The organism is Vogesella amnigena, assembly GCF_042648905.1.
Lineage (GTDB): Bacteria > Pseudomonadota > Gammaproteobacteria > Burkholderiales > Chromobacteriaceae > Vogesella > Vogesella amnigena.
In genome coordinates this window covers 89231-103337 of the sequence record NZ_JBHRYH010000018.1, presented here as the reverse complement: position 1 = coordinate 103337, position 14107 = coordinate 89231, and the positions used below count along the sequence as shown (strand labels likewise).

Sequence of the window (14107 nt, the reverse complement as noted above, 5' to 3'; positions counted from 1 at the left end):
GATCTTGAAGACAGGAGCGTGTGCCATGAACAAATTGCTAGCTGCATTATGTGCGCTGTTTTTTTCGCTATCTGCCTGGGCCGTGGTGAATGTGAATACGGCAACCGCGCAGCAACTGGAAGCGGTTAAAGGCCTTGGGCCGGTGAAGGCCAAGGCGATTGTGGATTATCGCAGCAAGAATGGGCCGTTCAAGGTGTATGCCGATCTGGAGAAGGTGCCGGGTATCGGCCCCAAGATGCTGGAAAAAATGAAAACGGAACTGGTTGTCAGTGGTGGGGTGGCAGCGCCAGCTGCCGCGGCCAAGCCGGCGGTGGCGCCAGTTAAAAAACCGTAATGCCGGCTGGATGGTATGACAAGGGCCCGACGACTGTCGGGCCCTTGTCTTATTGGTACTCAGCGAGTTGGTACTCAGCGAGCTGCTTGCGGGCCAACTACCCGGTTACGGCCTTGGTGCTTGGCTTCATACAGTCGGCTGTCGGCCTCGGCCAGCAGATCGTCGATGCTGTCGTGGCGGTGGCGATCCAGGCTGGCAACCCCGATGCTGACGGTGACATGCGTGGATACCGGCGAGGCCATGTGCGGAATGGCCAATTGCCAGATGCGTTGTCGCAGGCCTTCGGCCAACAGGGTGGCCTCGTTGGCCGACAGGTGTGGCAGCAGCACGGCGAACTCCTCGCCGCCGATACGGGCCACCAGCTGCGCTTCCAGCTGGAACTGCTGTGCCAGTTCGCTGGCCAGCTGCCGCAGGCACTGGTCTCCCTCCAGGTGGCCGAAGCAATCGTTGTAGGCCTTGAACAGGTCTACGTCGATCAGCAGCACCGACAGCTCCTGCTTCAGCGCACAGGCAGCGGCAAATTCCTGTTGTTTGCGCAGATCGAACAGGCGCCGGTTGGCCAGTCCGGTGAGGCCGTCGGTGTTGGCGATGCCTTCCAGTTTTTCGTTGGCGCGCGACAGGGCGTGCTGGGTCGCATCCAGCTCTTCCATCTGTTGCTTGCGCAGTAGCACGTTGCTGAGCATTTCTCCTACCAGACGCAGCAGCGACAGTTCCTTGTCCAGCCACTGGCGTGGTCGTGTCACTACGTCACAGCCAAAGAAGCCCAATAGCTGGCGTTGTTGTGCCAGGGTAACTACGGCGATGCTCTGGATGCCGTGGGCGGCAAACTGCTGGCGTTCCTGGTGCCCTTCCGGTGGAATCTCCTCCAGGCTGGAAAAGGCCTGCAACTGCTGGCGCTGCAGCTGTGGAATGAACCACTGCGATTCGGCGATCGGGTAGTTTTCGTAGAAGGCCGCTGTGCTACTGATGCCGGATGCGCACCATTCCTGGTTGTCGTGAATGGTCAGCTCCGGGGTGACGCGAAACAGGTAGCAGCGGTCTACTTCCAGTAGGGTGCCGATGCGCTCCAGTGCGCTGGCGATGGCCTGATGCTGCTCGGCTAGCGGCAGGTGGATGAAGCGGGTGGACAGTTCGGAAATCAGGTGCTGGAAGCGGATCAGGTGCTCCAGTTCGGCGGTGCGCATGGCAACCAGTTCGGCCAGGTGGTCGCGGTGTCTGGCTAGCTCCCGTTCCTGCTGCTGGTGGCTATGCTCGTAGTCATGCTGCAGTTGTTGCAGCTGCTGTAGCGAGCTGGACAGCTGCTGTAATTCATCCTGCTCGCCGTCGCTGGCGGGTTGGCGCAATTTGAGTCTGTCCTGCAGTTGCTGCAAGGGCCGCAGTACCTGCCGCCGCAGGAAGTGGTGGTTGATTGCGGCCAACCCTCCCAGCCCGAGCAGCAGCACCAGCAGACTAAGCAGGCATTCCTGCCACAGCTGCTGTTCCAGCATGGAAAGAGACAGGCCGATGCGCAGCTGTCCCAGTGGCTGGTCGCCGGTACGGGCCGATTGCACCGGCAGCTCCACCACATGGGTGATTGCATTGCGGTTGCCAATCTCCAGTTGCACCGCGCCCTGGTTATTGCGCAGGCTAAGCTGGCTGATGCCTTCCTGCTGCAACAGGTTCTGCAGCAGGTCGCGGGTGGCGGCCTGGTCTACATCCCAGACGCTTTGCGCCAGCAGCGGCATGACTTGCTGTTCGATGCGCTGCGGCAGGTTGACCAGCAGCTGTTGCCTGCTGCGGTGGCCCAGATACAGTTGCAGGCTGAGTACCAGCAGGCAGAACAGGGCAATGAACAACAGTGCCCGCTGCAGCTGCTGCCTGCCCAGGGGGGTGGCAAGCTTCAAGACGGATTTCCTCGGCGCGAAGATGGCAGCGAAGGCTGACGCCCAACTGTCAACCAAATTACTGAAGCTGACAAGATGCAGCCATTGCAGAAGGGGGCGGAATGCACAAGGCCCGGCAAGCCGGGCCTTGTGATGCGTACTGCCGGATTCGAATTCCTTACTGCCCCAGGTGTGAAATCGGCAGCGCGGTGGTCTTCTTGAATTCCTTCAGTACAAAACTGGATTTCACGTCCTCCACGCCGGACTGCTGCAGCAGGTCGTCCATCACGAAGCGGGAGAAATGCTCCAGATCCTCGAAGTACACCTGCAGCAGGTAGTCCATCTCGCCGGTCATGGCGTAGCAGTTCACTACCTCCGGCCAGCGCTGTACGGCTTCCATGAAGCTTTCCAGGTGGCCGCCACCGCGTTTTTCCAGTGATACGCGTACGAAAGCTTGCAGGCCCAGGCCAATCTTGGCTGGTTCAAGCAGGGCTACGTACTGGCGGATCACGCCGGATTCTTCCAGCTGTTTCAGCCGGCGCAGGCAGGGGGAGGGGGAGAGGGCCACTTTTTCAGCCAGCTCGACGTTGGTCAGACGTCCATTGGCTTGCAATGCGGCCAACATCTTGATGTCGGTCTTGTCCAGGGTAGCCATGGGCATACTATCTCCTGATTATCGGTTTGCTCTGGAATATTATTTTAGGTTTTTAATTTTCTCGGCACTATATCGCAAGAAAATTGCCGGCAAGTTTACTTAGAATACCGAGCCATAGCCAGTCATTTATTACGGTGGCAGCAGATCGCCGGGTAGAGCAATACAAGAGGAGAACGCCGTGCTGGCAGTCTGGGGACTGCCGTGCTCGGCCGGCTGTGGCTGTCGGGGTGATGTTCCTGCCAGGCGGCTGTGTTGCATTTTCATCTCCCACTATCCGCGTTGGCTGCCGGCCGGCAACCCGGCACAACAGGCCCCCGTGGGCCGTACAGAGGAGAACTGCATGAAGATGGAACACCACCTGATGAACCCGCTCGCCACTGACGGTTTCGAGTTTGTCGAATACACCGCCCCCGACGCCGAAGGCGTTGCCAAGCTACAGGCGCTGTTCCTGTCGCTGGGGTTCATCGAGATTGCTCGCCATCGCAGCAAGAATGTCAGCCTGTTCCGCCAGGGCGACATCAATTTCATCCTCAATGCCGAACCGAGCCAGCCTGCCACCGAGTTTGCCGGCCAGCATGGTCCATCCGCCTGCGCCATGGCCTGGCGCGTGCAGGATGCCGCCAAGGCCTATGAATATGCGCTGGCACATGGTGCCAAGCCGTATACCCGCCCGATCGGCTACATGGAGTTGAACATCCCGGCGGTGGAAGGCATCGGCGGTTCCGCGCTGTACTTTGTTGACCGCTACGGCAGCAAGGACATCTACGACATCGACTTCGTGCCGCTGGATGGCGTGGACCAGCATCCGGCTGGCGTTGGCCTCAAGGTGATCGATCACCTCACCCACAATGTGTTCCGCGGCAATATGGAGCACTGGGCCGGCTTCTACGAGAACATTGGCAACTTCAAGGAAATCCGCTACTTCGACATCGAAGGCAAGCTCACCGGCCTGGTGTCCAAGGCGATGACCAGTCCGTGCGGCAAGATCCGCATCCCGATCAACGAGTCGTCCGACGACAAGAGCCAGATCGAGGAATTCCTCAAGCAGTACAACGGCGAGGGTATCCAGCACATCGCGCTGACTACCGAGGACATCTACACTACGGTGGAAACCCTGAAGGCGCGCGGCACCCGCTTCCTCGACACGCCGGCCACCTACTACGAAAAAGTGGATCAGCGCGTGCCGAACCACGGCGAAGACCTGGCTCGCCTGCAGAAGAACAGCATCCTGATCGATGGCGCACCGGTGGAAGGCATCCTGCTGCAGATCTTCACCGAAACCGTGATCGGCCCGATCTTCTTCGAGATCATCCAGCGCAAGGGCAATGAAGGCTTTGGTGAAGGCAACTTCCGCGCGCTGTTCGAGTCGATCGAGGAAGATCAGATCCGCCGCGGCGTGCTGTCCGCGGACTAAGTTTCGGCCGTGGTGCCGGTGGCAGGGTTTGGACGATCATGGCCACCCGGCACCATGCGCCGGATTCACGTTGTAGTCTTGGCCGCAGCCGGTGGGTTGCGGCCAACGTTTTTGATACTACGGAGAGCACAATGACCCACCTCGACAGTCCGCGCATCCTGTATGGCTATTTCCGCTCCTCCGCCGCCTACCGGGTGCGCATCGCCCTCAACCTGAAGGGCCTGGACTATGCACAGCAGCCTGTCAGCCTGGTAAAGCGCGAGCAGCGTGGTGACGATTACCTGGCGCTGAATCCACAAGGGCTGGTGCCGGCATTGCTGGATAATGGGGCGCTGCTCACCCAGTCGCTGGCGATCTGCGAATACCTGGACGAAGCCTACCCGGACACGCTTGCGCTGCTGCCGGCAGCACCGGTGCTACGTGCACGGGTGCGCGCGGTGGCGCAAAGCATCGCCTGCGACATTCACCCGCTGAACAACCTGCGTGTGCTCAACTATCTGAAGGCCGAATTGCAGCAGCCGGAAGACGCGTGCAACAGCTGGTACCGGCACTGGGTGGCCACCGGTTTTACCGCGCTGGAACAACAGTTGGCCGCAAGCGCCGGGCAGTATTGCTTTGGCGACGTGCCAACGCTGGCGGATGTCTGTCTGCTGCCGCAGGTATTCAATGCCCGGCGCTTTGCGGTGGATATGGCGCCATACCCGCTGCTGGCTGCCATTGCCGATCGACTGGAAGCGTTGCCTGCTTTCGCTGCTGCTCACCCGTCGCAGCAACCGGATGCTGCGTAAAAAAACAGCAAATTTGAAAAAACCGTCGATTATGGCGGTTTTTTTTCGGGGAAGCCTTGACGCATAAATCCCGGTCTGCTTTAATGCGTCCCTCTGATGCAGCACGCAAGTGCGCAGCAAAGAGGCCAATTAGCTCAGTTGGTAGAGCAACGGATTGAAAATCCGTGTGTCCTTGGTTCGATTCCGAGATTGGCCACCACTTTTGCCTGCACCAGATCTTTGGCCAATTAGCTCAGTTGGTAGAGCAACGGATTGAAAATCCGTGTGTCCTTGGTTCGATTCCGAGATTGGCCACCAAATACTAAAAGCCGCAGTCCCTTGAGGATTGCGGCTTTTTTCATATCTACTAGATTCGATATACTGGCTATTAAAATATCGGCTCCTGCCGGATTGCCATTGTCGCCCCACACGTTCTGCCAGCCAAGGCGGATATCAAACGCTGGCAGCTACCGCTGCCTGCCCGTCTGAAGCGGAAACCAAGCATGGACATGACTGTACTGATTGTGGATGACAACGAGACCAACCTGATGGTGCTGGAGCATATGGTGCGCCGTATCGGGGGCTGCCGGGTGACGTCGATGAGCGAGCCGGAAACCGCGCTGCACTGGAGTCGCTTCCACGAGCCAGACCTGATCCTGACCGATTACATGATGCCGAGCATGGATGGTATTGCGCTGGTGCAGGAGCTGCGTGCGTTGCCGCATATCGCCGATGTGCCCATCATCATGGTGACCACCAATGATATGAAGGCGGTACGGCAGAGCGCGCTGGAAAACGGGGTGACCGACTTCCTGGCCAAGCCGCTGGACCCGGCGGAAACCCGGGCGCGTATCCAGAACCTGCTGCGTCTGCGCGAGGCGCAGCGGCGCTTGAAAGAATCTGCCGCACAGGATCTGATCATGCGACTGTCGCGCATGGCCGAATCGCGCGACCCGGAAACCGGTCTGCACCTGGAGCGCATGGCGCAGTACTCCCGCATTCTGGCCGGGCAGTTGGGTATGGACGAGCATGAGCAGGAGCTGCTGTTGCTGGCGGCGCCAATGCACGATATCGGCAAGGTCGCGATTCCAGACAATGTGCTGCTGAAGCCGGGGCGGCTGGACGATGACGAGCTGGTGGTCATGAAAACCCATGCCGCGCGTGGTGCCGAGTTCCTGTATGGCAGTGCCTCGCCGCTGCTCGACATGGCCTATCACATCGCCATGACCCACCATGAAAAATTTGATGGTAGTGGCTATCCCCACGGGCTGGCAGGCGAGGCCATTCCACTGGTTGGCCGCATCGTGGCGGTAGCGGATGTATTTGATGCGCTGACCTCTGCACGCCCCTACAAGGCCGCCTGGCCGCTGGAAGACGCGCAGGCGTTTTTGCGCGAGCAAAGCGGCAAGCATTTTGACCCGCAGGTAGTGGACGCCTTCTTTGCCGCCCAGGGCGAGATCATGGCGGTATACGAACGCCTGCACGATGACCCGAACAATGCTGCGGGTTGAGCCTCTGCAGGCCTGATGCCCGCAGCCAGGCGCTGGCCGTGCCTGGCTGGCTGTTTCTGCTACCGATCAAGGACAAACGCCGCGCCCCGGTAACGGAGCGCGGCGTTTGTTTTTCCTTGCCGGCCGGCGTTGTCTATCAGGCCAGCTTCTTGATATACGCCGCCACGCCGCCCAGCAGCATTTCGATGGAAATGGCTGTGAGGATCAGACCCATCAGCCGTTCCATCGCCGTCATTGCCTGTTCGCCCAGCAGGCGGTGAATCTTGCCGGAGAACAGGAATACCAGCAGCGTCACCAGCATGGTGAGCGTTAGCGCGCCGATCCATTCCAGCATGCGTTCCGGCTCGCGGGTGGACATCAGCAGCACGGTGGCCATGGCCGATGGGCCGGCGATCAGCGGCACGGCAATCGGCACGATGAAGGGCTCGCCGGTGATTTGATTGGCGCTGTGGCTGCCTTCCCCCGGAAAGATCATCTTCAGTGCGATCAGGAACAGGATCACCCCGCCGGCCACGCGCAGGCTCTCGTCGGTCAGGTGCATCACTTCCAGGAAGCCCTTGCCGAAGAACATGAAGGTCAGCAGCACGATGTAGGCGATCAGGCATTCGCGGTATACCACCTTGCGGCGGCGTTCCGGCTTGACCTTTTTCAGTGCCGAGATGAATAGCGGAATATTGCCCAGCGGGTCGGTAATCAGGATCAGCAGTACGGTGGCGGACAGAAAGGAAGTGTTCATCTTGAGTTCCTGTTGGCAGCTTCTGTTGGCAGGCCTTGAATGCAGAAAAGGGCGTATTGAGACGCCCTTTTTCACCATAGCTTACAAATTGTGCTACTGGCTATCGTCGGCCGCTTTTTCCTTGCGGTTGGAGCCGGCCACCAGTTCGAAGCCGTAGACATGGCAGGCCAGCGGGCCGTTGAACAGCGGCGGGCGGCTGCTGGTGGACAGGCGCATCAGCGACGGTAAACGGGTATCTGCAGTCATGAAGTGCGCGTGCCAGCCGGCAAAGTTGCGCTTCAGCCAGGTGGCCAGCAGCGGGTACAGCTCGGCCAGCGCGTCCTGTTCGTCCAGGCGTACACCGTACGGCGGGTTGCACACGATCAGGCCACTGTCGGCCGGTGCGGCCAACTCGGTGGCATCGCCGCAGCTCAAGGTAACCAGCTGCTCGATCTCGGCGCGAGCCAGGTTGCGGCGGGCAATGGCAACCAGTTCCGGATCGCGATCGTTGCCGTACAGCGGCAGGCTGTCGAGTTTGCGTTGCGCCAGCAAGGCGTCATTACGGACGCTGTGCCACAGGATGTCGTTATGGCCGCTTAGCTGCTCGAAGGCGAAGTGGCGGTCGCGGCCCGGGGCGCGGTTCAGTGCGATATCGGCAGCTTCCACCAGGAAGGTGCCGCTGCCGCACATCGGGTCCAGCAGCGGCTGGCTGCCGTTGTAGCCAGCCAGCAGCAGGATGCCGGCGGCCAGGTTCTCGCGCAGCGGCGCCTCGCCGGTTTCTTCGCGCCAGCCGCGTTTGAACAGTGCTTCGCCGCTGGTGTCGAGGTAAATCTGCACGTCGAAGCCGGAGATGAATACGCGGATACGCATGTCCGGGTGGCGGGTGTCCACGCTGGGGCGCTCGCCGCAGGCTTCGCGGAAGCGGTCGCAGATGGCGTCCTTCACCAGCAGCGACACATAGTCCATGCTGCGCAGGCGCGCATGGCCATCGGTGTTCACCTTGATGGTGCAGCCCACCGCGAACAGCGCCGGCCAGTCGATGGCGCGCGCCAGTTCGTAGATGTCACGTTCCTCGCGGAAGCTGCCCTGGCTCAGTTGCATCAGCAGGCGGCTGGCCACGCGCGAATGCAGGTTGACGCGCATCATCACTTCGCGGTTGCCGATGAAGGCAATGCCGCCGTCGGTGAGCTGCAGCTCGCTACCGCCTTGCTGGGTGATCTCGTCGGCCAGGATTTTTTCCAGGCCGCGCGGGCAGCTGGCAAACAGTGCCAGCTCGTTTTCCTGCAGCGCACGAAACTGGGTTTTCACGAACGCGGTGCGGCCAACCTTGTCGGAGCGTTCGCCGCCTTCCTGCTGGCCTTTGCCGAACAGGGTACGCGGCTGTGCCTCATCATCACGGCGGAAGCCGCCTTCACGGCGCTCGCCGCCGAAACGCGGTTTATCCCCAGCGCCGTGGCGCGGTTTATCAAAGCTACGCTCGCCACGCGGCTGGAACTCGCCTTCGCGACGCTCGCCGCCGAAACGCGGTTTATCCCCAGCGCCGTCGCGCGGTTTATCAAAGCTACGCTCGCCACGCGGCAGGAACTCGCCTTCGCGACGCTCGCCGCCGAAGCGCGGCTTGTCCCCAGCGCCGTGGCGCGGTTGATCAAAGTTGCGCTCGCCACGCGGCTGGAACTCGCCTTCGCGACGCTCGCCACCGAAGCGCGGCTTGTCCCCTGCGCCGTGGCGCGGTTGATCAAAGTTGCGCTCGCCACGCGGCTGGAATTCGCCTTCGCGACGCTCGCCACCGAAGCGCGGCTTGTCCACAGCGCCGTGGCGCGGTTGATCAAAGTTGCGCGGCTGATCAGCGGTGCGCGGTGCCTCGGTTTGCTCGTCGTTCACCCGCTTCAGGAAGCTGGTGCGCGGAGCCTGGGCGGCAGGGGCGGCGGTTGGTGTTGCGCCTGCGTCGTCCTGTTCCGGGCGTGGTGGCGGGGCCACGTAGTCGGGGTGGGCCTTGCCGCCACGGCCGGCAACGCGGTCGCGGGTGTAGCGCCTTTCCTGTTGCGGCGCTTCCGCGGCCGGCGGGTTGGCCGCAGGCGTTTTGCCACCAAACAGGGTACGGGGTTTCTCGATGGCATGATCGCCGCGCGGCTGGAACTCGTGGCGCTGGTGCTGGCTGCTGCCTTCGCGTTTCAGACCGTCGTTACGGCGGAAGCCGCCTTCACGGTGATCGTGCTGGCGATGGTGGCCATGTTCGCGCTCGCCACCTTCAGTTTTGAAACCGCCTTCGCGCGGTGCGTTGCCACCGAAGCGCGGCTTGTCGAACTGACGGTCGCCACGCGGCTGGAATTCGCCTTCGCGCTTGAAACCGCCTTCGCGACGTTGCTCGTTGCCGCCAAAGCGTGGCTTGTCGAATTGGCGATCGCCACGCGGCTGGAATTCACCTTCGCGCTTGAAACCGCCTTCGCGACGTTGCTCGTTGCTGCCAAAGCGCGGCTTGTCGAATTGACGGTCGCCACGCGGCTGGAATTCGCCTTCGCGCTTGAAGCCGCCTTCACGACGCTGTTCGTTACCGCCAAAGCGCGGTTTGTCGAACTGACGCTCGCCACGCGGCTGGAACTCACCCTCACGCTTGAAGCCACCTTCGCGGTGCTCGTTGTTGTAGTGCGGCTTGTCGAACTGACGCTCGCCACGCGGCTGGAACTCGCCTTCACGCTTGAAGCCGCCTTCGCGACGCTGTTCGTTGCCGCCAAAGCGGGGCTTGTCGAACTGACGGTCGCCACGCGGCTGGAACTCGCCTTCGCGCTTGAAACCGCCTTCGCGACGCTGTTCGTTACCGCCAAAGCGGGGCTTGTCGAACTGACGCTCACCACGCGGCTGGAACTCGCCTTCGCGTTTGAAACCACCTTCGCGGCGCTGTTCGTCGCCGCCAAAGCGTGGCTTGTCAAACTGACGGTCGCCGCGCGGCTGGAACTCGCCTTCGCGCTTGAAACCGCCTTCGCGACGCTGTTCGTTACCGCCAAAGCGGGGCTTGTCGAATTGGCGATCTCCACGTGGCTGGACCTCGCCTTCGCGCTTGAAGCCGCCTTCGCGAGGCTGCTTGTCGCCAAAGCGCGGTTTGTCAGCCCCATGCTTGCTGAAGCCACCTTCGCGGCGCTCCGGGTTGCCAAAGCGCGGCTTGCCCTGGGCCTGGCCACTTCCCGGCGGCTGTTGCCCTGCGGCAGGGGTATTGCGCTCGGCGGGAGTGGTGGGCTGGCGGCGCAGGGCGGCGCGCTGGCGGGAGCGGAAGGTGGACATAAAGCGGTAATCCTTTGAAAACAATCCGTCATTCTAGCCTATTCGCCGCCCCCCCGCTTGGTTGCGGCCAACCTTTGGTTTACCATGGCCGGTTCGATTTCTATAAGCAATGGTGTCTTGGCGGTGGAACAGCAATTCGCGCCCCGGCTGGTGGCCTGGCAAAAGACGCACGGCAGGCACGGCCTGCCGTGGCAGGTGCGCGACCCGTACCGGGTGTGGCTGTCGGAGATCATGCTGCAGCAGACCCAGGTGGCTGCCGTGCTGGGCTACTATCCGCGCTTTCTCGACCGTTTCCCCGATCTGGCCACCCTGGCTGCGGCGCCGGTGGACGATGTGCTGGCCTGCTGGAGTGGTCTGGGCTACTACACCCGCGCCCGCAACCTGCACAAGGCGGCGCAGATGGTGGTGAGTGATTTCGGTGGTGTGTTCCCTGCCGAACGTCACGCCATCGAGACGCTGCCCGGCATTGGCCGCTCTACCGCCGCGGCGATTGCCGCCTTCTGCTTCGGCCGACGCGAAACCATTCTGGATGGCAACGTCAAACGCGTGCTGGCACGCTGTTTTGGTGTCGATGGCTACCCCGGCGACAAGCAGGTGGAGGCGCAGATGTGGCAGTTGGCCGAACGCTTGCTGCCGGCTGACAACGCCGACATGGTGGCCTACACCCAGGGCCTGATGGACCTGGGGGCCACGGTGTGCAGCCGCGGCAAGCCGGCCTGTACCGCCTGCCCGATGGTGGATGGCTGCGTGGCCGCGCGCGAAGGGCGCACCGCCGAGCTGCCGGTAAAAAAGCCAAAGAAGGCGGTGCCGGAGCGCGAAACGGTGATGCTGCTGGCGCTGCGCCAGGGCGAGGTGCTACTGGAACGCCGCCCGCCCACTGGCATCTGGGGCGGGCTGCTGTCGCTGCCGCAGTTCGAATCCACGCTGGCAGTGGCAGACTGGCTTGCGGCCAACGGTGACGGCGAGCTGCGTCCAGCCTGGCCACCGTTGCTGCATGTGTTTACCCATTTTAAATTACACATCACGCCCCAATGTGTGGACGTGACCCGGCTTTCCGGCACGGTGTGCGCCGATGCTGGATGGCAGTGGCTGCCGCTGCGCGCGGCGCTGGATGCCGGCGTGCCGGCCCCGGTGCGCCGCCTGCTGCTGCAGGCGTTGTCGGGTGAAGTGCCTACTGAATGAGTTGGCGCATGTTCATGCTCGCGCGAGCTGGGGCGAGACAAAGCGGTTTCAATGCGCTGTCGCCGCTGTGCAGCAGATCGTGAACAGGCTCTTAGCAGCGGCGTTGGCCGCAAGGTTGGATTGATACATGGTTTCCGTAGTCCGTTCCGTGGCCGATACCCTGGCCGACGCCGCCGATCCGGCCACCTGGCTGGCCCACCTTGGTGCTTCGCTCAGCAGCGAGGAGCGCGCCATGCTCACCCGCGCTTTCGATGCCGCGCGTGAGCTTTATGCCGGCAAGACTCTGCCGCACACCGGCGAGGATGTGTTCAGCCATGCTGTGGCCGCGGCGGCCATCGTGGCCGATCTCAACCTGCTGCCGGATGCCATCGCCGCCACGCTGCTGTTCGCGGTGCCGGAATATCGCAATGATTGGCAGGAATGGCTGCCCAAGAGCTTCAATCGTGCTGTGCTGACATTGGTGGAAGGCGGCAACCGTGTGCAGCGCCTCACCGAGCTGGCGCGTATCGACAAGCTGGCCACACCGGACGACCGTGCCAAGCAGGCGGAAACCATGCGCAAGATGCTGCTGGCGATGGTGGCCGACATCCGCGTGGTGCTGATCGAGCTGGCCTGGCGTACCCAGACCATGCACTACCTGGCCGAGGTGCCGGACGAGCGCGTACGGCGGCAGATTGCGCAGGAAACGCTGGACCTGTTTGCGCCGCTGGCCAACCGCCTGGGCGTGTGGCAGATCAAGTGGGAGCTGGAAGACCTGGGCTTCCGCCACACCGAGCCGGATAACTACAAGAAGATTGCCAAGCTGCTGGACGAGCGGCGCCTGGAACGCATCGACTACATCGAGCGCGTGCTGGACACGCTGCGTGGCGAGCTGAAAAAAGCCGGCATCAAGGGCGAGGTGGCAGGTCGGCCCAAGCACATCTATTCCATCTGGAAGAAGATGAAGAAGAAAAAGCTCGATTTTTCCGAGCTGTACGACATCCGCGCGGTGCGTATCCTGGTGGAGCGGCTGCAGGACTGCTATACCGTGCTGGGCCTGATCCACAGCATGTGGCAGCCGATACCCGGCGAGTTCGACGATTACATCAGCAACCCCAAGGCCAATGATTACCGCAGCCTGCATACCGCCGTGATCGGCCCGGAAGATCGCGGCGTGGAGGTGCAGATCCGTACCTTCGAGATGCACGAGCACGCCGAGTTCGGCGTGGCCGCACACTGGCGCTACAAGGAGGGTGGGCGCGGTGATGCGCAGTACGAGGAGAAGATTTCCTGGCTGCGCCAGCTGCTGGACTGGCGCGAGGAAATGTCCGGCTCGGACAAGGGCGATCTGGCCGATGCCTTCAAGACCGAGCTGTTCTCCGACACCATCTATGTGCTGACGCCGCAGGGCCGGGTGCTGGCACTGCCGCATGGCGCCACGCCCATCGACTTTGCCTACGCGCTGCACACCGACGTGGGGCACCGTTGCCGTGGCGCCAAGGTGGAAGGCCACATCGTGCCGCTGTCCACCCCGCTGCAGAACGGGCAGCGGGTGGAGGTGCTCACCGCCAAGGATGGCGGCCCGTCGGTGAACTGGCTGCACGAAGGCTGGGTCAAGAGCCCGCGCGCCATTGCCAAGATCCGCCAATTCATTCGCCAGCAGAATGCCGACGCGGTACGCGAGACCGGGCGGCAGATCTTCGAGCGCGAGCTGGCACGCCACCCGCAGGTGCAGCCCAACCTGTCGGCGCTGGCCGAGAAGCTGGGCTACGATCGGCTGGACGAGCTGTATGGCGCCATCGGTCACGGCGAAGTCAGCCTGCGTGCGTTGGCCAATGGCATCGAAAGCTTTGCACCGCCGCCGGTGGTGGAGCTGACCGCCGACGACATCGTGCGCCGCAGTAAGGGCAGCCACGATGCCGGCGGCGTGCTCATCGAAGGTGTGGGCAACCTGATGACGATCCTCGCCAAGTGCTGCAAACCGGCGCCGCCGGACAGCGTGGTGGGCTTTGTCACCCGTGGGCGCGGCATCTCCATTCACCGCAGCAACTGCATCACTCTCAAGCGGCTGTCCGCCGATGCGCCGGAGCGCCTGATCGCCGCCGACTGGGGCGAGCAGAAGAGCAGCGTGTTCCCCATCGACCTGGAGGTGCACGCCGCCGATCGTCCGGGGCTGTTGCGCGATATTTCCGACGTGTTCTCACGCGAGAAGCTCAACGTCATCGGCGTCAACACCCTGTCGCGCAACCAGAAGGCCAAGCTACGCTTCACGGTGGAGGTTCGCCACGTGCGCGACATCAGCCGCGTGCTGGCGCATGTGATGGAAGTGCGCGGCGTGCAGGAAGCGCGCCGCGTCTAAACCGCTGCCAGGCTTACATGCGGCCAACCCTGGCGGGTGCTGAATACCGCGTG

The 14107-nt window shown here is 62.3% G+C and carries 10 protein-coding genes and 2 tRNA genes; 8 read left to right on the top strand and 4 right to left on the bottom strand.

Annotated elements, in window-relative coordinates; translation table 11 throughout:
* Positions 1–25: 25 nt before the first annotated feature.
* Positions 26–334 (top strand): ComEA family DNA-binding protein, encoded by a 309-nt coding sequence (locus ACFOKJ_RS09000; protein WP_390278800.1) that lies wholly within the window; start codon positions 26–28, stop codon positions 332–334.
* 74 nt (positions 335–408) lie between these two features.
* Here the strand turns inward: ACFOKJ_RS09000 and ACFOKJ_RS08995 are convergent, their stop codons facing one another.
* Both ACFOKJ_RS08995 and ACFOKJ_RS08990 read right to left on the bottom strand, forming a co-directional pair.
* Positions 409–2217, bottom strand: coding sequence for a diguanylate cyclase domain-containing protein (locus ACFOKJ_RS08995; RefSeq protein ID WP_390278798.1), 1809 nt, complete (start codon positions 2215–2217; stop codon positions 409–411).
* A 157-nt stretch (positions 2218–2374) separates the two neighbouring features.
* Positions 2375–2857, bottom strand: a complete 483-nt coding sequence (locus ACFOKJ_RS08990) for an Lrp/AsnC family transcriptional regulator (protein WP_390278796.1) — start codon at positions 2855–2857, stop codon at positions 2375–2377.
* 334 nt (positions 2858–3191) lie between these two features.
* Here ACFOKJ_RS08990 and hppD point away from each other — a divergent pair, with 334 nt between their 5' ends.
* The 5 genes from hppD (at position 3192) to ACFOKJ_RS08965 (ending at position 6543) form a co-directional block, all read left to right on the top strand.
* The gene (hppD, locus tag ACFOKJ_RS08985) at positions 3192–4265 is read left to right on the top strand and encodes a 4-hydroxyphenylpyruvate dioxygenase (protein WP_390278793.1); all 1074 of its coding nucleotides are present in this window, start codon (positions 3192–3194) and stop codon (positions 4263–4265) included.
* Positions 4266–4396: 131 nt separating this feature from the next.
* Positions 4397–5053, top strand: coding sequence for a maleylacetoacetate isomerase (gene maiA / locus ACFOKJ_RS08980; RefSeq protein WP_390278790.1), 657 nt, complete (start codon positions 4397–4399; stop codon positions 5051–5053).
* 123 nt (positions 5054–5176) lie between these two features.
* Positions 5177–5252 (top strand) — tRNA-Phe (locus ACFOKJ_RS08975).
* 22 nt (positions 5253–5274) lie between these two features.
* Positions 5275–5350, top strand: a tRNA-Phe gene (locus ACFOKJ_RS08970).
* A 185-nt stretch (positions 5351–5535) separates the two neighbouring features.
* Positions 5536–6543 (top strand): HD domain-containing phosphohydrolase, encoded by a 1008-nt coding sequence (locus ACFOKJ_RS08965; RefSeq protein ID WP_390278787.1) that lies wholly within the window; start codon positions 5536–5538, stop codon positions 6541–6543.
* Between the two features lie 136 nt (positions 6544–6679).
* Here ACFOKJ_RS08965 and ACFOKJ_RS08960 read toward each other — a convergent pair whose 3' ends face one another.
* The gene (locus ACFOKJ_RS08960) at positions 6680–7279 is read right to left on the bottom strand and encodes a MarC family protein (RefSeq protein ID WP_390278784.1); all 600 of its coding nucleotides are present in this window, start codon (positions 7277–7279) and stop codon (positions 6680–6682) included.
* A gap of 93 nt (positions 7280–7372) precedes the next feature.
* Positions 7373–10534 carry a THUMP domain-containing protein gene (locus ACFOKJ_RS08955; protein WP_390278781.1) on the bottom strand — a complete coding sequence of 1054 codons (3162 nt, stop codon included), beginning with the start codon at positions 10532–10534 and terminating at the stop codon, positions 7373–7375.
* An 84-nt stretch (positions 10535–10618) separates the two neighbouring features.
* Between ACFOKJ_RS08955 and mutY the strand changes: the two genes are divergently transcribed.
* Complete coding sequence (gene mutY, locus ACFOKJ_RS08950) at positions 10619–11716, top strand: A/G-specific adenine glycosylase (RefSeq protein WP_390278778.1); 1098 nt, start codon at positions 10619–10621, stop codon at positions 11714–11716.
* A gap of 127 nt (positions 11717–11843) precedes the next feature.
* Positions 11844–14054 (top strand): RelA/SpoT family protein, encoded by a 2211-nt coding sequence (locus tag ACFOKJ_RS08945; protein ID WP_390278776.1) that lies wholly within the window; start codon positions 11844–11846, stop codon positions 14052–14054.
* Positions 14055–14107: the final 53 nt, after the last annotated feature.